Source organism: Aporhodopirellula aestuarii, assembly GCF_023701485.1.
GTDB classification, from domain to species: Bacteria; Planctomycetota; Planctomycetia; order Pirellulales; family Pirellulaceae; genus Rhodopirellula; species Rhodopirellula aestuarii.
Map to the genome: position 1 here is coordinate 1 of NZ_JAMQBK010000058.1, position 20231 is coordinate 20231.

Annotated in this window: 10 protein-coding genes; 2 read left to right on the forward strand and 8 right to left on the reverse strand. The window is 55.6% G+C overall.

Annotated features, from left to right (window positions below; all coding sequences use genetic code 11):
- Positions 1–270: 270 nt before the first annotated feature.
- The 8 genes from NB063_RS20105 to NB063_RS20140 form a co-directional block, all read right to left on the reverse strand.
- Positions 271–1575: a DUF1559 domain-containing protein gene (locus NB063_RS20105; protein WP_250930559.1), complete on the reverse strand. Its 1305-nt coding sequence runs from the start codon at positions 1573–1575 to the stop codon at positions 271–273.
- A gap of 949 nt (positions 1576–2524) precedes the next feature.
- A complete protein-coding gene (locus tag NB063_RS20110) occupies positions 2525–5503 on the reverse strand; it encodes an exo-alpha-sialidase (RefSeq protein ID WP_250930560.1) in 2979 nt (992 codons plus the stop codon).
- Positions 5504–5763: 260 nt separating this feature from the next.
- Entirely contained in the window at positions 5764–7323 is a 1560-nt protein-coding gene (locus tag NB063_RS20115) for a glycerophosphodiester phosphodiesterase (protein WP_250930561.1), read from the reverse strand.
- A gap of 590 nt (positions 7324–7913) precedes the next feature.
- Positions 7914–8420, reverse strand: coding sequence for an AAA family ATPase (locus tag NB063_RS20120; protein ID WP_250930562.1), 507 nt, complete (start codon positions 8418–8420; stop codon positions 7914–7916).
- Positions 8421–8729: 309 nt separating this feature from the next.
- Positions 8730–9140 (reverse strand): hypothetical protein, encoded by a 411-nt coding sequence (locus tag NB063_RS20125; protein WP_250930563.1) that lies wholly within the window; start codon positions 9138–9140, stop codon positions 8730–8732.
- Positions 9141–9748: 608 nt separating this feature from the next.
- A complete protein-coding gene (locus NB063_RS20130) occupies positions 9749–12868 on the reverse strand; it encodes an efflux RND transporter permease subunit (RefSeq protein ID WP_250930564.1) in 3120 nt (1039 codons plus the stop codon).
- Positions 12865–14178, reverse strand: coding sequence for an efflux RND transporter periplasmic adaptor subunit (locus NB063_RS20135; protein ID WP_250930565.1), 1314 nt, complete (start codon positions 14176–14178; stop codon positions 12865–12867). Before NB063_RS20135 ends, NB063_RS20130 begins: the two co-directional genes overlap by 4 nt.
- Positions 14179–14308: 130 nt before the next feature.
- The gene (locus NB063_RS20140) at positions 14309–15799 is read right to left on the reverse strand and encodes a TolC family protein (RefSeq protein WP_250930566.1); all 1491 of its coding nucleotides are present in this window, start codon (positions 15797–15799) and stop codon (positions 14309–14311) included.
- A gap of 381 nt (positions 15800–16180) precedes the next feature.
- Between NB063_RS20140 and NB063_RS20145 the strand changes: the two genes are divergently transcribed.
- A complete protein-coding gene (locus NB063_RS20145) occupies positions 16181–16771 on the forward strand; it encodes a class I SAM-dependent methyltransferase (RefSeq protein WP_250930567.1) in 591 nt (196 codons plus the stop codon).
- Positions 16768–20202 (forward strand): caspase family protein, encoded by a 3435-nt coding sequence (locus tag NB063_RS20150; protein ID WP_250930568.1) that lies wholly within the window; start codon positions 16768–16770, stop codon positions 20200–20202. Before NB063_RS20145 ends, NB063_RS20150 begins: the two co-directional genes overlap by 4 nt.
- The last annotated feature ends 29 nt before the right edge of the window (positions 20203–20231 follow it).

Consider the following 20231-nt stretch of genomic DNA (forward strand, 5'->3'; position numbering starts at 1 on the left):
CCTATGCCCGTGCCATTCGACCGTGACACGTCTTGTCCATAACAATTTTTTGGCAGTCCAGTGATAGCTTTAGTTGGACGCAGAAACCACGGTTAGCATCAAATGACAGACATACCACAAGTCGCCAGCCGACGTGCTTAGATTGGATGTCTCGCTAGCAAAGGGAGCTAAGAATGGATGCCTCCTACCCGTAAAAACTCCTGAAGGCCGGTCCGACCTTCAGGATTCATTGAGCAAACAGGGCAATTAGGCAGTAGCGTGCAAAGAGATCTAGAATCCCTCGATCACTTCTCGCGACGCTCTCGTTCCTAAAGCTCCCCATAGTCCAAACGGGCTTTGATCGCCCACAGCATTTTCGCCAACATAGGAACCGTTATTAGCATGCACCGCATAATACGGGATCGTACCTGTCTGGTCTCCAGATTCGATGGAGTCGGTCACAAATTTCACGGCTCCATCAGCCATCAAGACGTGCACACCGCCTTGATGCCGGCTACTGGCGGCAATTGGTCCCGCGTAGGAGGAGTGGATGTTGGAATTGCACGAAGGGGAATTAGGTGGAGTCACGGTGAAGAAGGCTGTGAACATTGTCCCGCAATCTGCCCAAACGAAACCTCGTCGATTCAGGGTGTTCGTGGCTAATCCCCCGCTGCTGTTGTTGTCTCGAGGTGTCGCAGGGTCCCAAAACCGTGGTCGCCCTGCATCGATGGCGGCATGTTGCGTGCAAAGGGTTTGATTGAAAGCCGGTCCCGACGATGACGGACCTCCCGTCGATCCGATGCCAAGGATAAGCAAATCGGATCGATTGTCGTAGTCTCCAAGGTCAGTAATGATTTCACCCGCCGCGATCGTGTTTGCGAGACCATCCGTAATATCGCGAAAGCCCATTTTGACTCGCGGCATGAACACACCTCTCATTGACCCACGCTGCCTAAGGGCCGCCACTTGGACGTCGGCACCATTGAACGCCGGGCTGCTTCGTTCCACTCCAAAGTACCCGTCGCCATAACAAGCTGCGTAGTTGGTCCTGCCAGCCGCCGGCAGCCCCGTCCCCGGATCGCTAGGACATCGAAAACCCGCAATTTCAGTGGCCCAAGGGACGTAGGCAGTTTGGTAGCCGGGATTAGGTCCCATCGCATTCCAAGGCCCCATCGTGCTAGCGTCGTCATTGATCGTAAACACGCTCTCGTTGTAGGGGTTTGAGATCTGCTCCCACAGAGCCTGCTGCTCCAGAAATGGCGTAATCCCCACTAAAAAGCTAAGCCGCAGGGCGTTGTGACCGCCTCCATTCGTGGTGCTTCCTGCACCATTTCCGTACCCCAAAATGCCCATGCTTGGATCGGTCGTGCCGCCGCCGTGAACGGGCAGTTGGTTGTAGGCCGAATGGTAGTTGTGAATCGATAGACCGATCTGCTTGAAATTGTTGCTACAGCTCATGCGACGAGCTGCCTCGCGCGCCGCTTGAACCGCCGGCAGCAAGAGTCCCACAAGAACACCGATAATCGCGATGACCACCAGCAACTCGACCAGGGTAAAGGCTGCGTGAGCATGCGAATTTGTTCTTCTCGTATCCAAAGTATGTCTCCGTGAGTTAGTTGATAAACGTGAATCGCCACCTGATTTTGTCTCAAATCGCATATCACGCACGCGATAAGCTTGTGGACGACTTCAGATCAGATGAGTGACCCCTCGGAGTAATGCCCGTCGCAAGGTGCGTACCGCACCGGCGAGACACAAATGACGAACCAAACTAAGGCGACATGCAGCTCAACTTTGCATCGCCAGGGGTGCTGAGTTTCACAAACGAGCCAGAAATTTGATCGCATCTATTTGTTTATCCATGAACGAGTCGCGGACGCGAGCTGCTTGGATTGTTTGCATCTTGCGCAGCCGCATGAGATTTTGCCCATGAACAAGGCAGCGAATACTCGATTCAAACGTAAGTGGGGCAAGCCTCGTTGCCGCCCCCCGCTGAACACGGAGTGAAGAGAGAAAGGCGGTGACAAAACTAACCGGACAGAAAAACGCGAAATTGCCTTTCTTGTCGGCGGACCAGAAGCCCACCACATCTGTGGAGTGCGCCCCCCCACTGGCTTGAGCATTGAAACTGTTGAGCGAAGCGGGCGAGGCCGATGCACACGAAGTGCGTCGCAGCTGTTTCGGCTGGATCCCCCACCGATCGCCGTGCCATCGGCTGAGATCGAAGGCGCGACTACCTCATCTGCGATCGACCCTCCGAACTGAAAAACGGCGTTTGCAGTGGCGCGCGGCGAATGACTGGAGATGTGTGCCGACCTAGCACAAACGTTCCCGCAAAACGTACTACCAAACCGACTTGCATTCACGACGATCGCCGACGATGGAAGTCTCACTCCACAGACGCAATCTGGTTCGAGCGCGTAAGTTCAGAATAAGGCCCGAAATCTAAACTTGCGGAGAGACCGCCAGGACGCTCCGGCAGATTGCAAACCGAGTCTCTTCGCATCCGTGAAACCACCTGCGCACTGCCGCCTATTAATCGGGGCTATTCCAACTTCGCCGGATCAATCACCACGTGCTTGATCAGTTTACGGTTCCAGGTGTACGTCGCGTGCACTCGCCCATCATCGGTTTGAACGATGGCGGGATAGCTGAATTCACCTGTTTTTTCTTTTTCCAGCACACCAACTTCTTTCCATTTCAGTCCATCGTCTGAAATCGCCAAGTTCAAAACACTCCGCTTCCCCCAGCCATTTTCAGTTGAACCGAGATGGTTGTAGATCATCAATTGGCGGCCATCGCTCAGCGTCACGACATCGATTCCGGAATTCGGATTCGGTATGTCGATTGCCAATAGTTTTGACCACGTCTCGCCGCCATCGGTCGATTCGGTTGAGGCGATCACACTTTGTTGAGTGCGGCAAAGCGCTTGCAGACGGCCATCGGGATACGTCAGGATCGTCGGCTGGATCGCACTGAATTTTTTGCCGTCATTGATCGGCCCGATGCGTTTCCACGTGCCGCTGGGTTCTCCATCAACCAGCGTGATTTTTTCAAAATGAACTCGCCACCCATTGTTCTCGGTCGACGATCCACAAAGTAGCGTTTTACCATCGGCAAGTAAGATCGGTTTACAGCGTACCGGCCCATCGATCCCCTCGGGCAATCGTTGACGGTCGGTGAAGGTGCGGCCGCGGTCGTAGCTGACCATCATCTCACCCCACCAACTTTGCGGACTGGCCCCCACTTTAAAGAACAGTAATAGCGGTGCATCACCTGGCGGTTGATATAGCACTGGATTCCAGCACGGATGCCGCAGTCCCTCGTGCTGAACACCATCGGCAACGTTCAGCGGACGCGACCAATTCGATCCGTCGTGAAAGCTGGTCCAAATCACAACGTCCTTGTTCGCTTCTTTGGTGCCTCCGAACCAAGATGCCACCAACCCGCGAGTCGTTTGGCAAATTGTCGACGCGTGACACTCCTTGAACGGGGCCTCTTTAAAAAGAAACTCACTCGAGAGCAACGCCGGAAACGCCGATTTCACCGCAGATTGTGGTTTGCTCGGCATGAGTTCCTCCGGTGTAAACGTCCTGCAATCGTCGTGCGAGACATGATAGATCCGACCGTTCTCGCTGCCGACCAAGAGATCGGGTTTGCCATCCTGATTGAAGTCACAAACCGCGGGACTGGAGGTGTGTCCGGCAACGTTTCGATCGGCAAGATTGCCAACTTTTTTCAGCATCACTTTGCCATCGACATCGCCGCAGTTGCGATACCAAGTCGCGTTTTTGGAATTAACTAACACGTCTAGTCTTGCATCGCCGTCCCAATCGATGACCGCCAACTTGACGCGCCCGGAACGTCCGCACGTCCCCGAGTTGAGTTGCAGCGACTGTCCGTTCTCGTCGACGAAAACACGCTCAGCCTTGCCGCCACCGGAGCGAAGCGTCAGGTAACCTTCTTGGTCGAGCATCACCAAGTCGAGTTTTTCGTCTGCATCGAAATCGATTGCAACCGGCGTCGTCCGCCACTGCGTCAGCGTCGAACTGGACGACGTTTGCCACCAATACCATTTCGGCGGCGATTCAAGTTGCCCGAAATCAAAGTTCTTCTCGACGAGGACTCCCGATTCGTTGGCCAACATCCCCAATTTGGAAAGGATCGAATTGTAGAGGATGTCTCCATCACCATCGCCGTCCCAATCGGCAACTGACAAGGTGGTATAACCCCACTTGGCCTCGGCGGGGCCTTGGATCGATCCGCTCTCGCCCGCCATCACACGAAACGGTTTCCGCGTCCCGTTGCCTTGCTGCACCTCCAGCAGTTTCGGGCCAGCCCACTTGGGAAGGCCGTTTTCAGCGGTGCCGAGATTTTCAAATAAGCCGATCGAACCTGCCGTGTTTCCACACAGAATGTCTTCGTCGCCGTCGTTGTCCCAGTCATACGCAACAGGGGTCGCGAGGGCACCGAACTTGAGTGTGTCGGCTTCTTGCTTAAAATACCGGGGCGAGCGGAACACGGGCTGGTGATCACGGAGTTCTCCCGTGTTCTCAACCAATGCGACCCGCCCGTCTTCATCTCCAACGATCAAATCGAGATCACCGTCGGCGTCCCAGTCGATCGCGGTCGGAGTGATCATTTGCAAGTGCATCACCAACGGTTCACCGTCTGCGTTGTTTAGCTTCTGCCCGGCGGCGTAGAGCGGTTGGGTTCGCGTCCCAATGTTTTGGAAATAAGTAAACCCATCCAAAAATTCACCGCACAGCAGATCCAAGTCTCCGTCGTTGTCGAAGTCGGCAAAGTTTGGGCTCGGCCAGCCGTAGACATCGATCTCGCCGCCACCGGCCCGCAACCGCACGGGCTGCGATGAGTACTTCGGCCCCGTAGCACTGCCTTGGTTTTCGATCAGATACACGTAACCGTGCAGCGGGCCGTTACGCCAATTGCCGTGATTGTCGTAGGCGTGGTCCCAACCGTAATCGGTCCAGTCGCCGCTGCCCACGATGATGTCGTTGTCTCCGTCGCCGTCGTAATCGACGTACCGCCACATATTCGCCCGGGTGTTGCCCTTGGTATGATGATTCGGGTTGGGGTGCGTGTTGATCTTGGTCGGTTTTGAAAAATCAAACCTCCCTGTTTTCGCATCACGGCGAAACTCTTTCGCTGGAAGCATGACGACCGGTTCGCCATCCACCACACTGAGCTGCATGAAATGATCGCCGCGACCGATGCGGACGCCAGGTTTGAATACCGGCATCTTCACACTCGAATCCTGCGTCGGATTTTCAAAGAAGTATGTGCCGTTGGACGGTTTGTCTGGACAACCTACCAACAGATCCAAGTCACCGTCGTTGTCGTAATCGATCGGCAACGGAAACGCCCACAACCCGACTCCCAAATCGACCTGCAAACCGGGATTGTTGTACGCCAGCGGTTGCAGTTTCCACTGCGGTTCTTCAGCAACGACGAACGAACAAAAAATCACGGCGCATAGGCATGCGGAAAACTTGGGCAGCATCATTGCTTCTCTTTCGGTGGGACTTGGCGGGGCATTCACGCAAGCTGAATGTGCGTCGATCTTAACACGCAACGAAGGCGCGTACCGAAAAACAACGCGGTCCAGATACGATGTTTTGAAGAAAGAAGCCTGCGGAACGATGGTTTCACTTGCTTCTTAACCAAACCCAAGCGAACATGCCAACAAATGTTCAGAAGCACTGTTCACGATCGGGTTATCGCCCCCAACCGCGATCGCCCAAGGCGCACTCTCTCTCGCAAAAATCATTGAAGCTGCGACAAGATCAAACCGCGCTGCGGATCAGGGACTGCCAGCCGCACGCTGCCCATACAACCTCGATCCTTCACACAGTTTCCGTTAGCCACCATCAACCGGCCCTTCGAACCGGCAGCAATGCCAAGGGCACAATTGAATTCGTATCGACCCAGCATTTGAAACCCGGAATCGGTGACCAACAGTTCCGAAGGTGATCCGTAACACCCGAACCACCAACGGTCATGTGCGAACGTCGCCGTTTGAATCCCCAGATGTGTGTGACCGCTTTGGAGTACATGTACACCGAGATATTGGAAGGCGCTGTCATACTCGTACACATAATTCTCTTGAACGCCATCTGGCAGTCCTCCCACGACAAAGAAATGACCGTCCCGAAAACCGATCCCTCCGGCACCGAACTTTACTTCCTGGACTTCATGTCTGGCGATTTCCTCGAGTGATTCAGCGTCGTACACGTAGACCCAGGAATCCGCGTTTCCCTTAGGATCGTTAAAGCTGCCCAAGTTCACGGCGACGTAGAGCCTGCCGTCGTGACAACAGAGATCGCCATGATGATTAGCGACCGGCACCTTCTTCAGAACCTTGCCTCTGCGATCGGTCTTCACGAGCGTCGTCGTAAAACTCCAATAGATACTCTCGTCACCAACATCGAACCCTTGGAGATGATGCGAGTAGTTGCCCTGGCAAACAACACTGTGAAAGGGCGAATCATCCGTCATCGAAAGCTCCGGTGATGGAAGAGCCTGACGAATCAGCGCGGGCCGGTCCGTGGTAATGGAATCCACTCCCATCCCTACGAAACGCCGTGCCAATTCCAAATCATTGATCGTCCAAACATGAAATCCAAAACCGGCTTCGTGAACACGATCGACAAAGCTCTGATCGACAACGTCTACGTTGTCGTGGGCCCCTAATCCGTTGGCGTTTGATTTCGAAAGACTGGCGATGACAGCGTTAGGCAGCGGCTTCCAAGCTTCCGACGCTTCCTTCCGCTTGAAACCAGTCAACCAATTGCATTGATACTGCGGCATCGATTGACGACAAGCTTTTACCACGGCTTCATTAAATGCGATGATGACGATTTGATTCGGAGCTAGACCGGAAACGGTCAGTTGCTTATTCAGCGTCGGAACGATCTCGGGACCGCATTTGATTTCGACGAAGATCCGCTTTCCGGGAGGAACAATATCCAAGACTTGAGACAGCGTCGGAATCCGCTGGCCGGCGTAACTCGCGTCCTTCCAACTCCCCACGTCCAATTGGCTCAATTGCTGCAGGGTCGCGTCTTTCACCACCAATTCCGCTTGCCCCGGCGCAACACGTTTCGTCGTTGAATCGTGAATGCATACGATTTCTCCGTCTTTGGTCAGGTAAAAATCCCCTTCAATCGCGTCGGCCCCACGTTCCCAAGCCAATTCAAACGCAGCGAGCGTATTTTCAGGTGCATCGTGGGACGCGCCACGGTGAGCCACAATCATTTGCGCCAAACACGTGTTCATTGGCACTAGCGAGGCCAGCACGACCAAAACGGCGAGTGTACGAAGCATAAGAGAGGTTCTTCAGTGATAGCGTTGGATGAGTCGCCGCATCGCAGCGACGTGTGAGGGGTAAAGTGTTTCAGATTCGAACGAGTGAGGCTGGCGTGTACCCTATTCGCATGCACAAGCGAAAGCAGGCAGAGCGAACACGAACGAAAGTCAATTGCTTGGCACCTTTCCCTGGGAGTGACAAAGCCCCCTTTTCAGAAAACGTCAAGGAACGACTCCCGATCTCATACAAGGTGCGACTAATCAATCAACCATTATGGCTTCGGCGGGCGTCTATTCCCATTATCCGCAGTGGAGCGTGGGATCGCACGTGATTCCTCGATCACGCTTCGGTGCTGATCGTCTCATCTTGGATCTCCATAACATCAACAGCCCATTGGCCAGGGCTGTCCGCGAAACCGATGCCACCACCGGAACGTCCAATGTAAACTCATTCGTACGGTGCTTAGCGTAGGGCCTCCCTTTCGGTCAGGAAACCGGACCCATGCCTCAAATTCGATGAAGAGATCGTGAAGAAACTCGGCGCGAGTTGACGGGCAAACCACGGCAACATGATCGATCACGATCGACGCTGGTGAACGCATGGTTCTCTAAGAAGTTGTGTCGACGTATTTGACTTCGAATGCGGGTTCCGTTGGGGGTGCGTTCGCGACGTGCCCGCTCCAATCAATCAGCTTTGCCCGGTCTCTCGGGTTGCCGCGTGTCTCAATTCTCCGCCGGCGTTCCTCATCGTCGCACGTGAGATACCAGATGGTCGGCTGAATCCCAAATCGGGAACGAAGACGATCGGGCCACGCCGCATCTTCAAGTTCTCGCGTGAACGGACCGACGATCACAACGCTGACGTGAGACAAGTTATCAGCGGCGGTGTTGAACAAACATTCGTAGACGGGATCGCGGAAGATCCGTTTGTACTCGGCGCTGTCACGATCCGTGGGTGGCATTCTCGCAGCCGCGAGCCCCGCCCGCACGACCGGCTCGGTGACCGTGTCACTGTCGAGCAGTGCCGCCGCGTGCTCGATAGCGAGATGTTTGCCAAACGTACTTTTCCCGACACCCGCGGCACCGGTAACGATGTGGAGATCGTGAGTCGTCATGGGTTTTCAGACCAAAAATGGAACGCTGGAATAAAAATAACGTCTGTTCGTTTCACGCACGAAGGCAATTTTCAGTCCAAACACAAACGCTCCGGGTCATTGATTGTTTGAGTGCTATTCATAGCGAAATGGCGCAAGCCGACCGGTCTCGCGTTACCGGACGGCTTGCGGGCTGTTGTTTTAGGCGTTTCGCTACATTTGAAATCCCGCAGTCAACCAATCGACGTCCCTCCGCGTTCGCTTGTCTTGTTGTTCAATCGCCTCGAACGAAGTGCATTACATACATCGATCCACGGAAAACATGCAGCCTCACCCCGTCAGTTTCCGTCCCGAGTATTTCCTCTGAGTTTTCGTGTCGTATGCCGCGAAGGCGGTCAGTGGAAACAAGGCGGTGGCTGTAATGAGCGAGATGTTTAGAAACGGGAGTTGCCACGCAACGATCCCCCAATAACCGGTTGCATTGCCAAACCGAGACGCGTCGATAGGACGATCGTAACCAATGAAAATGGGTGAGGAAGGGAAGGCGACCATGACTGCCAAGATCACGGACGCGACCACGCCAGCCCGCCATCGAAGTTTGGGCTGCTTCTGCCATGCCGAACGCAGCATCAACAAGGCCGGCATCAATACCATGTAAGCCAATACGGCGTAGGGACCTAGCACCAGAAAGGCGAGAAAGATTGGCCGAATTAACGGATGGCGATAGCGGACAGACGTCATCGGAGCGAGGGAATCCTTTCAGAGACGCAATAACAAAAGCGAACGGGACACGGGTTCGCTAAGTGTTCCTAGTCGCGTTCAACAGCGGAAGCTGCCCATCTTACCTTACAGCCGTTTGACAAACGGAGATGGTTCGCAAGCGGACTGCCACCTTCTTTACGCATTCGTTTGACGCAAAGCAGACGCTGCCCGAGTTGAATTTCGCACAACGGCCGCAAGCCATCCCGTGCAACCGCCAATCACCCCGCAAAACGGTCCGCCAATGAAGATCATGACAATTGAGCCGAGGGCCGCCATGCCACACGCGGCCTCGTCGGGTCCAAGCGACGCCGCGTAGAGACTCTCCTGATGCAAGGAGTAAATTCCAAACCCAACCGGCATCCCGGCCCCCAATAAGAAACCGATTAGCGCCCAACGCACGCGAGAACTTGGCAATGATTCCTCAACCGAAATCGCGTCCGTGTCTGAAGCTTGGTATGGATTGGATTGGATTGCTGCATGACCTAACACGGGCAAAGTGAAAACGCGTTTGTCATCAAACACTTGGTGAGCCAACCGTCCGACTGCCAAGAACAAGCCACTGACATCGTTGATTAATGCATGAACTTTCAGCGTGGCTGCGGTGTTGTCGCGGCTTTGGGGGCCAGCGAACTGTATAGCACGGGAAGCACCAATAGGTTCACGATCGTCGCACCGGCGAGGCCTGTCAAGATCACCAACGCCATCGGATACTCGATCTCTTGGCCGGGGAGTTCGCCGGTGTAGATCAGCGGTACTAGCGCGAGGCCGGTGGTCAGTGCTGTCATCAAAATCGGTGCTAAACGCTCCTCAGCTCCTCGGACGATCAATTCTCGCGGGGTAATGTGAGGCTCCTCTTCGGCGAGATGACGGTAGTGACTGATCAGCATGATCGCGTTGCGTGCGGCGATTCCCAAGACGGTGACGAAGCCGACAAGCGAACCGAGCGAGATGATGCCGCCACCGGCGAAGACGCCCAAAAGTCCGCTGGCCAGTGCCAGTGGCAAAGCGAGCAAGATCAACAACACCAAACGCCAACTTTCAAAGTCGATGTAAAGGATAATGGTGATTGCGAGGATCGATCCGAGCGACAACAGCAACAACCGCTGACGGGAGGCTTTCGCTTCGGCGTATTCACCCAAAAATTCTGGGTGATATCCGGTCGTGAAGTTCACGTTGGCGAGTACGGCGGCCTCGATGTCATTGGCGACCGATGCGAGGTCGCGACCGTCCACGTTGCATGTCACGTCGAGTCGCCGTGAGGCACCTTCACGCTGGATCACGTTTGGTGCGGGTACGATCGTCAAACTGGCGACACTTGATAACGGCACCTGAGCTCCCGAGGGTGTGTCGATCATCAGATCGCTGAGCGTCGCCAAATCCGTTCTTAGCTTGGCATCACCGCGAACGACGACGGGAAAGATCGCTTGGTCGCGATACATCTCGCCAACTTGCATTCCATTGACCAGAGTCGTTACGTTTTGCATCAACATACCGGGAGTGAGGCCAAATTGAGACGCAGACTCCACTTTCATGTCGATCGCAATTTGCGGCACCAACACCTGCGGTTCCACTTTCAACGTCGTCACACCTTCGATCGTCTTGATGACCGATTCGATATCCTTGGCAGTTGAACGCAACTGCTCCAAATCGGGGCCGTAGACACGCACGACGATCGAGGCACTCGTCCCGGTCAGGACCTCTTTGATTCGCTCCGTCAGATACGTCAACAAGTCCCGATAGAGACCGGGGTAGCCATCGACGATCTCTTGGACTTCGGCAACCGTGGCGTCGTAATCTTTGTCATCGTCGATGCTGATCCAAAGCTCTGTGAAGTTCGGGCCGACGACTTCGTCGGCAACTGTGGCCCGTCCGATGTGCGATCCGAAATTGCGGACACCATCGACCGCCATCAATTCATCACTGGCTCGAATGGTAATCCGGTTCATCGCGTCGATACCGATGCCGGGCTTCTCAACCCAGTGCATCAAAAAGTCAGTCTCGCGGAACTTGGGCATTAGCTGCTCGCCGAGCATCGGAATCGTCGACACCAAACATCCGAACAAAACCAACGTGACAGCGATCGTTCCCCATTTGATCCGCAGCGCAAAGCCCAACGCGGCACGGTAGATTCGCTTGAACAACCGGACCAACGGACCATCGGTGCTGCGACGCCCGGCAGACTTGGGCAGCAGGATCAGCGACATTGCTGGTGTTACGGTCAACGCAACGAACAAGGACGCAAGGATGGCCAGAATGTACGCGGCCGCCAACGGACGAAAGAATGCACCGGCGAGACCGGTCAGAAAGAACACGGGCAGGAACGCGAGGACGACAATCACGGTCGCGTAGACCACGGCGCTGCGGACCTCCATTGACGCTGAGAGCACGACGGCAAAGTTGCTGCGTGGTTTTTCCAACTTCGCATTAAGTCGCAATCGACGCATGATGTTTTCAACGTCGATGATTGCATCGTCGACCACTTCACCTAACGCGATCACCAACCCGGCCAGTACCATCGTGTTGACGGTGCCGCCGCGGTAGTACAACACCATGACGGCGGCGAGCAACGAAAGAGGGATTGCGGTTGCGCTGATGATGGCACACCGCCAATCAAATAGGAACAACAGCAACACGATCACAACCAGAACGCAACCGAAAAGCATCGAGTGACTGAGGTTGGTCAAGGCCCGCTCGATAAACGTCGCCGGGCGGAACACGGTGGTGTCATACTCGACAGCGCCCAGCGCAGGTTTCAGCTCCGCCATCGCCTTTTCGACGTTTCGCGTCACATCGAGCGTGTTGGCCCAGGGCTGCTTTTCGACAATCAACAGCAACCCCAGCCGACTGTTGATGATCGCATCGCCGATCGGTGGCGCGTAATCGTAGGTAACCTCCGCAACGTCCTTTAATCGCATCGGTGTTGAAACGACCGCTTGCCCAGTCACCGCCGACGCGGGAGCCCGGAAACCGACAACAATCTCGCCGAGTTGCTCGGGTGTGTAAACGGCGGGAACATGGCGGAGTGCCAATCGCTGATTAGCCGTATCGACAAACCCACCCGCTCCCACCGCGGTCGCGTCGCGTACGGTTTGCAGGATCGCATCGAGCGAGAGACTGTTCGCTCGCAATCGGTCGGGGTCAACGACGACTTGCAATTGCGGCTCTTTTTCGCCCCAGACGGCGACGTTAGCGACACCGGCAATGGACATGAGCCGCGGACGAATCGTCCATTTCGTCAATACGGTCATGTCCATTTGCGACTGGGTGTCGGACCACAACCCGATCTTCAAACAACGACTCAGTGACGATAGCGGTGGCAGAATCACGGGCGGTCGAGCGACCATCGGTAATGTTCGCGCAGCGAGTGCCAATCTTTCTTGCACCAATTGCCGGGCGATGAGTAGATCGGTATCCGGCTCAAAGATTAATCGCACACTCGACAGTCCGAGCACGGACTTCGATCGCACCGTTTGCACAAACGGGATTCCGTTTACCGCGTTCTCGATCGGAACCGTGATCAGACTCTCAACGTCCTCTGTCGAAATGCCAGGGGCTTCGGTTTGAATCTCGACCAGCGGCGGAGCAAACTCGGGGAACACATCCAACGGCACCGAATCGGACGTACGAACACCCACGATGATTAACGCGATGGCCAACACGAATACGAGCAATCGGAATTGCAACGAGGTTTTGATCAGCCAGTTCACTTACCGGCTCCGAACTCGGTACCGAACAGTTCGGCGGCGCCATCGACAACAACCTGTGTTCCCACCTCTGGCCCCGCCGCAAGAATTGCCTCATCACCGTCGACAAACCGAACGCTGACGCGACTGCGAGTGTATTCCCGCTCGCCTGTTACCATATACACCCAGGTGTTTCCGTAGATATCGATCACAATCGAGCCGTTCGGAACCACCAACGACGCGCCTGCTTTTGAAGTCGGGAGTTCGACACCAATCCGTTGTCCGGGACGCAGACCAAGCTCGCGATTGTCGACTTCGTAGTACAGATCGGCCGATGACGACAACGCGTCGGCGGTCGGTGGAGCCGCAATCGGTTTGGCCGTCACGGATTGACCAAACGCGTTACCGGACAACGACACGAGCTTCGCCGATTGATCGACTTGGATGATCGGAAGCAGATCGACAAAAACCGGAACGCGAATCCAAATCGTGTCCGTATTGATGACTTCGAACATCACGGCGCCGGCGGCGACAGTCTGGCCTTCGCTGATTTCGATACGATTGATCAAACCACTAATTGGCGTCGACATGGGAAGCGCCGTGGCTTCGCCGTCGGGAGATTTCACCTCCAGCATTTTCACCAGTCCGGCCAGTTGCTTCTCACGCTCTTGGGCCGCAGCCAAATTTGATTTTGCAATGTTTAGCGTCGCCTCGGCATCATCGACGGCGCGGCGAGCACCGGCACGATCGGCGAGCAGCTGCGTCGCCCGATCGAATGCGATCTTGGCCCCCTCAACTTCCGCCTTACCACGATCCACATCCCCCGCCGCGACAGTTTGCGCCGCCATCAGATTAGCGCGTGCACCGACCAGTTGCACCTGTTCGGCCGGTGTCGGTACGTCGCGTTCAGCCGACAATAGCGGTCGGAGCGAAAACAAAGGCTGGTTCGCGGCGACCTTCGTTCCTGGGGCTGGCAACGAACGATCATCCGCACGCGTCACGATTCCCGCCAATGGAGCCGAGACGAGGATCGTCCTTCCCGATGGAATCACCGCCTGTCCGCCCAACGTTCGGCGTTGAATCACCTCCCGTTCTGCAACCGCGACGGTCGTGATGCCCAGTCGCCGGTTGGCATCTTCGGTCAACGTAATTTTGGCCAACTCGGTTTCGACGGGCAGCCGTTCGACCTTGGCCGGTTTGACAGATTCCGGCTTGGACTTCTCGGATTTTCGGTCGCAGCCGACCAGCACCGTTAAGAGCAGGATCGATGCGGTGGCCAGTCTCAATGGGGTTAACAACGGTTCGCCTTGAAAAAGTGCGGTCAGGGGCCGCATGATAGTACTAACACCTTAGTTCAAAAACCCGCCCCAGAATCCCGACGTCGGTTTTCCCATCGAGCCAAAAGTGAAAATGCAGAGCACCGTTATCAATGCTCCCAATCCTCGCCCAGCCAACGTCGCGTTCTTATGGGTCGAGTTTCTCTACCTCAATCGACGCAAGTTCAGAATCAGTCACAGCCAAGATTTGCTCGACGTCCACGCCACCGGTTTCGAGGTGGCATCCCACGGCCCGTTCCAACTCGGCTAAGGCCCGCGCGCAAGCTGCCTTTTGATCCAAAATGCGTGCTCTGGCGTCCAAATACTGAGTCGTGGTCTGTAAGACGAGCAGATACTCCGTTCCTCCGTCAGCGAACCCCTTACGCGAGATCTCTAACGCTTCGACGAGCGTCGGCGCGACATCTTGTTCGAGGATTTGGAGATTCTCGCTGGCTTGTTGCAATTGACGAACCGCCGTCCGGACGTCGGCGACGATCTGGTCGTGGATCGCATCGCGAGCGTGCATGGCGGCATTAACTTCCCAATCGGCGCGAATCACGCCTCCCTGATTGCGATTGAAGATTGGGATATCCAAACGCATCCCGCCCCCCGTCCGCCCCGGGTTGCTGCGCACGTCCAACACGCCATCCATCCGCAGAAACAGCCAACGAGACAACCGCGAACGCTGAGACGCCGCCGCGACGGCCCATTTTGCCGCCGCGTAATCGGGCCGACACGCCAGTGCTTGCGAGATCAGCAACGTTTCGTCGAGCGTAGGCACTACTGGAGTTTCGATGGGCAATGGAATCAAAGGCGCGTCCAAGTTCGTCAACCCGATCAGCGAGGCGAGCCGTGCTTCCGCAATCGCGACGGCATTGGCTTGCAAACCGGTTGCTGCCTTGGCATTGAGTCGATCCACTTTGGCGGCAATCGTCTCCAGTTCGCTGATGTCACCATCTTCAAGACGTTTCTGCGTGAGTTCCGCAATGCTCTCGCGAATTTGCAGGGCTTCATTGGCGAGTGCCGCCTGCTGGCTCGCGACGGCCAAGTCGGCATAGGCAACTCGCACGTTGCGAGCCAAGTCGAGACCATTTTGCACCAATTGCTCACCGACGCGGCGGTACTCGCGATTGGCGACTTTCACTCGAGTCGGCCGCAATAGGTACGACTCGATCGGTGCAAACAGTGTGTACTGACCTTCTTTGGAAGAGGTCGGAAAGTAAGTCAGGAATTGAGGGTTCGCCAGCAAACTCGCCTGCACCGCATCGCCATGTGCCATACCGAGCTGAGCGATCGTGGCCTGAAACGCGGAGTTGTTCACGAGCGATATCTGCACCGCTTCGTCTTCGCTGAGGCCGTCCTCCAAAACAACTCCCGCTGGGATCACTTCACGCCCCGGACAAACTCGCTCGGGTTGCGCATGCGTTCTCCAACCCAGCTCGCTGGACACGAATTGTGGGTCGCAACAAGGCTGTGGCGATTGGCACCCGACCACTACGATCATCACAACCGATACAGTCAACAATGCATTCGTCGTCGATTGTCTTAGTAGCGCCATCCTTGGCCCCTGACTTCCTTTGCGTGTTGGCGTGGCGGTCGGCAAGACCTCAGCCTCGACGACTGCGCCTACAATGGTCATGTCCCTACCAGCCCAATCGACCAATTCGTACGATACAGTTAATAGCACAGTACTTGCCGAATCGATCCAAATAACCGGAACGACCGGCGGGCGCATCTTCCTCGGATGCGCTGTCAGTTGACTCCGCGCCCTGCGTAGTTTCGCTTTGCAGTCGTCTCATACATCGGGCTGAAAGTGGAATCGCACGGTGGCCTCCTTTGCGATGATGCGTCACATGTTCGGCTCCGCTACAATCGCAGGAGTAGAGCAAAACCACCCATTCCTTTCACGGTCGAGGGGCAGCGTCGTTTCTCTTCCGCCTGACTCAACGCGGACGCGGAAAACGGCTGGCTGTTGGGGCATTCAGAAACCGAGCGACTTCGTCAGGGAGAGCAACCATCCATGCGAGTTCGAGACAGTGGCATGCCCGATGAGGCTTACTGGGAGTCTCTCTTTGATCCTGCTGGTGCTCTCGATGGTTTTCCTTTTCTCCGAGACTCCACAAAAACGTCCCGGCTGCTTGAACTCGGCTGCGGATACGGAACGTTCACCGTCGAATTAGCGCAGCGGTTTGCAGGCGAGGTGGACACCGTCGACATCGACCCGGAAATGGTTGCTCGAACGAGGAAAAGATTGTCCGCTCGGGATCTAAAAAATGCATCTGTCTTTCAGGGGAATTTCGTTGCGGATGACTTACCGGATCGATGTCGAGATTATGACGCCGTCGTGTTGTTTCACATCATGCACTTGGAAGAACCTGAGGAACTGATTCGTCGAATTTTGCCTCGGATCGTTCCTGGAGGCGTGCTGGCGTTCTTGCACTGGCGTCCCGATCGCGAGACGCCCCGCGGTCCCGACCTCGGAATCCGCCCGACGCTCGGGGACTATCAGCGATGGAGCCGGCAATTCGCTCTCAGCCAACCCGTCGTAATCACTCTTCACAATTGTCCGCACCATTTCGCCGTGCAGTGCCAAAAATCGGAGTTGTCATGAAGTCAAACACGTCCGCTTCTGCTGTTTTGGCAAAGACGCCGATTATCACGGATCAAGTTCGATGCGTTCTCCTTTGGACAGCCATGGTCACTGCGTCGCTCGTCGTTTGCCTCTGCGACGCGGAAGATTTCATCGACGCCAACTTTTCATCGCCTCCCAATCAACGGCCTCACCTGGTTTTAGACGCCAAAGGATTCTCGGGTCGGATCGGACGCGTGGCACTGAGCGACAACGGCAAATGGCTCGCGGGCGTTGCCGATAAAACGGTGCGAATTTGGAACCTGCAGACCGGCCAAATGCATGCCGCACTGCGTGGATATCAAGAGCCCGATGGATTTCACATCGGGTACATCGATTCGCTCACCTTCGCCCCGGACAATCAACACTTGATCGTCGGCGTGTCCGACAACAGCCAATTCGGATCGACCCGGGTTTACGACTTGAAACAACCCGACACGATCAAGCAACTGATCGCCGGCCATACCGGATGCACGCGAGGGGTCACGTTTTCAAACTCAGGCCGATGGTTGGCCACATGGGGATGTGACGGCAATATCGTGTTCTACCGTAGGCGGGGAGGTGTGGGTGATTGGCAGATCGAGTTTAAGGTCGGCTGGGGCAGGACGTTGCGACCAAGTGACCTGAGTGTTCCGGAAGACTTCTTTACTTTCACACCCGACGAACGTTACCTGGGTTTTAATTTCGTCGGCAGATCGGTGGACGTCGTTTCGATTAACGAGCGACGTGTGCTGCCGACGCTCAACCAGATTCCCGCGTCGGTCCGAGCGTTACACAACAAGCACAACAATTGCCGCGGTCCGTTTGGCAAATGGCGGTCTCACAAAGACTTGATCACCGTGGACTCGTCGAAAGCGCGTTTGGAACCTCATCTCGTCCTGATCGGAACCGGAGTCAAGAAGAAATTCTTTGCCGCATCGTTTGACGCCGATGGCGATGACATCGCGATTCACGAACACCGCTATGAAACAACGGCGGTCACCTGGAACGAGAAATGTAACAAGGTTGCCAGCGCCGATTCACTCGGCGAGATTCACGTCTGGGATCCCCAAACCGGCAAACTGTTGCATCCCATCGTGCGTCCGGTCACGCAGTCACTGTGGAATGTGCGTTGGTCCGGCGATGGTCAAAAACTACAGTTCAGCGACACGAACTATCCCGAAGGTCGATGGAATTTCAATCGATATGGCGGCGTCGACCAACAAATGGACTTGACCAATTTTCAAGTCAGCAAGCTCACGTCACGCGAAGCGAGTGCGATCGAAGACCGGCCGATTCGGCCAACGGCGACGCACGACAGGCTCGGCGAGATCGAGCTGATGATACTCAAGACATCCGACGAGAATTCAACAAAGACGCCCAATGAATGGATACTCTACGCGCGAGAGACCAACGATACTTCGCGACGATACGTGCTCGACCCTTGGGTGGATCCGGCGGTCTCGACGCAGTTTCGCAATCTCCGCATACGCATCCCCAAATTGAAATTTGGTAATCCAACGTGCATGCAATTCATCGACCCGAGCGACAACGGACGAGGCAACACCTGTCTGATCGGAACCGACGCCGGAAAATTGATCGAAGCGAACATTGAAATCCTGCCCAACGGCCGCGTGGCACTTCGGATCACCAAAGAATTCATGGGGCACACGGCCAAGATCACCAGCCTCGACATTTCGCCTGATCGGCAAAAACTCGTCAGCAGTTCGCTCGATGGCACGTTAAGGATTTGGCCTATCCGCGCGGCACGGACACTCGGCGACATTGACTTTGCCACCGACGGCACCGGCGTCAGCGATGTTCCCCCTGCGAGCCGTGGGTATGCAGCAGGGATCCGCGCCGAAGATACTTTGCTGCGTTTCGATGATGGATCGTTCTACGAACGCATCCGAAAAATTCAATCGGGACAGTATCGGCCCGGCCAATCAGTCCGCATCGAGTTGCTCAGGGGGGCCGATCGGGTGCCATCGCAGCGTTCACGCTTTACCGTCAATGTTCGTTTGGCGGACGCACCGGACATGGTCTTACCATTGGCCAGCGCGTTGTTGACCCGCGACAACGAACGAGTGATTTGGACGCCAGAGGGTTATTACGAATCTTCGAGCCAAGGTGGTCAATTCGTCGGTTGGCACATCAACAACGCCCGGCACCAAACGGCACGCTTCTATCCCCTCGGGCAGTTTCAAAAACAATATTATCAGCCCAAAGCGGTACGTTATGCGATTCGTAACAGCGACACGGCGACGGCACTCAACCAGGTCGCCGAAGAAGTGGTCGGGTTCGAAGTCGCTCCCGCCCTCGCAGACGTGACACGCAACGAATTGACGAAACGGTTGCCGCCGAAGATCGATATCCTTTCTCCGGTTCCGAACTTTGTCAGCGACGATCCCAAACTGACCGTGGTCTCGCGCGTCCGGGGCACCGCCGATTCGGTATTCAGCCAAGTGCGCTATCGAGTCGACGGGCACTCCGTTCCCGGTCGGCCGCGGCAAACGTCGCGACGTGTGACCTCCGATGGCGTCGAGGTCTGGTACGAGCAATCCATTGATCTGCCTGCTGGCGAACACGAAATTCAATTGTCGTTAAACAGTTCCAACCAAACACGCGGCAGCCAGACCGTCAACTGCACGATACGTGGTGGCATATCAACAAACGCCGAACAAGGCCGACTGTTCCTGTTAGCGATTGGAATCTCGAACTATCAAAATGACGAGTTTCGCTTGGGCTACGCCCGATCGGACGCCGAGGCGTTTGCCTCCGCTTGGGAAAACTTGAAGTCATCCGCGTATTCGCAAACGATCAAGAAGGTGTTGACGGACGAGACCGCGACAAGCCAAACGATCCGGCAAGACGGCTTTGCGTGGCTGCTATCCCAGTCCATCGCGCCCAATGACACCGTGATTGTGTACTTGGCTGGCCACGGATTATTCGATGACTACGACGAATGGTATTTCGCCGGTCACGAACTCGACATCGATCGGCTCATTTCAACGGCCATCTCCGACGCGGAATTGGATTCGTTCCTAAGCAAAATTCCGACCAACACGATCTTGTTCACCGATACCTGTCACGCCGGCGGATTCGTCAGTGACTCGCGGGTTCGTTCGCATCCGCAAAGCGGCACGGATATCTGGCGCGGCCGAGGGCACGTGGTGTTCGCGTCTTGTTTGGCGGAAGAAAGCAGTTTTGAATCGCCAAGTTGGAACCACGGAGCGTTCACCAAAGCGATCCTCGAATTCCTGAGTTCACCACAAGCGGACTATAACCGCGACGGCGAACTGACGTTTAATGAAATGGTGCTGTTTGTGCAGACGCATGTGCGAAAGATCACCGGGAAGGCACAAAACCCGACGGTCGAGATGCCGTCGAGCGTGAGCAACATTCGATTCACCGGCTCGGCGGCGTCTCAGTAAAACACGAGACGCCGCCGACCAGGCACACG

Bases quoted from the DNA above. Each gene is read 5' to 3' on its own strand.
- NB063_RS20110 (WP_250930560.1), bottom strand. From the start codon at position 5,503: ATGATGCTGCCCAAGTTTTCCGCATGCCTATGCGCCGTGATTTTTTGT.
- NB063_RS20145 (WP_250930567.1), top strand. From the start codon at position 16,181: ATGCGAGTTCGAGACAGTGGCATGCCCGATGAGGCTTACTGGGAGTCT.
- NB063_RS20150 (WP_250930568.1), top strand. From the start codon at position 16,768: ATGAAGTCAAACACGTCCGCTTCTGCTGTTTTGGCAAAGACGCCGATT.
- NB063_RS20135 (WP_250930565.1), bottom strand. From the start codon at position 14,178: ATGCGGCCCCTGACCGCACTTTTTCAAGGCGAACCGTTGTTAACCCCA.
- NB063_RS20120 (WP_250930562.1), bottom strand. From the start codon at position 8,420: ATGACGACTCACGATCTCCACATCGTTACCGGTGCCGCGGGTGTCGGG.
- NB063_RS20140 (WP_250930566.1), bottom strand. From the start codon at position 15,799: ATGACCATTGTAGGCGCAGTCGTCGAGGCTGAGGTCTTGCCGACCGCC.
- NB063_RS20125 (WP_250930563.1), bottom strand. From the start codon at position 9,140: ATGACGTCTGTCCGCTATCGCCATCCGTTAATTCGGCCAATCTTTCTC.
- NB063_RS20115 (WP_250930561.1), bottom strand. From the start codon at position 7,323: ATGCTTCGTACACTCGCCGTTTTGGTCGTGCTGGCCTCGCTAGTGCCA.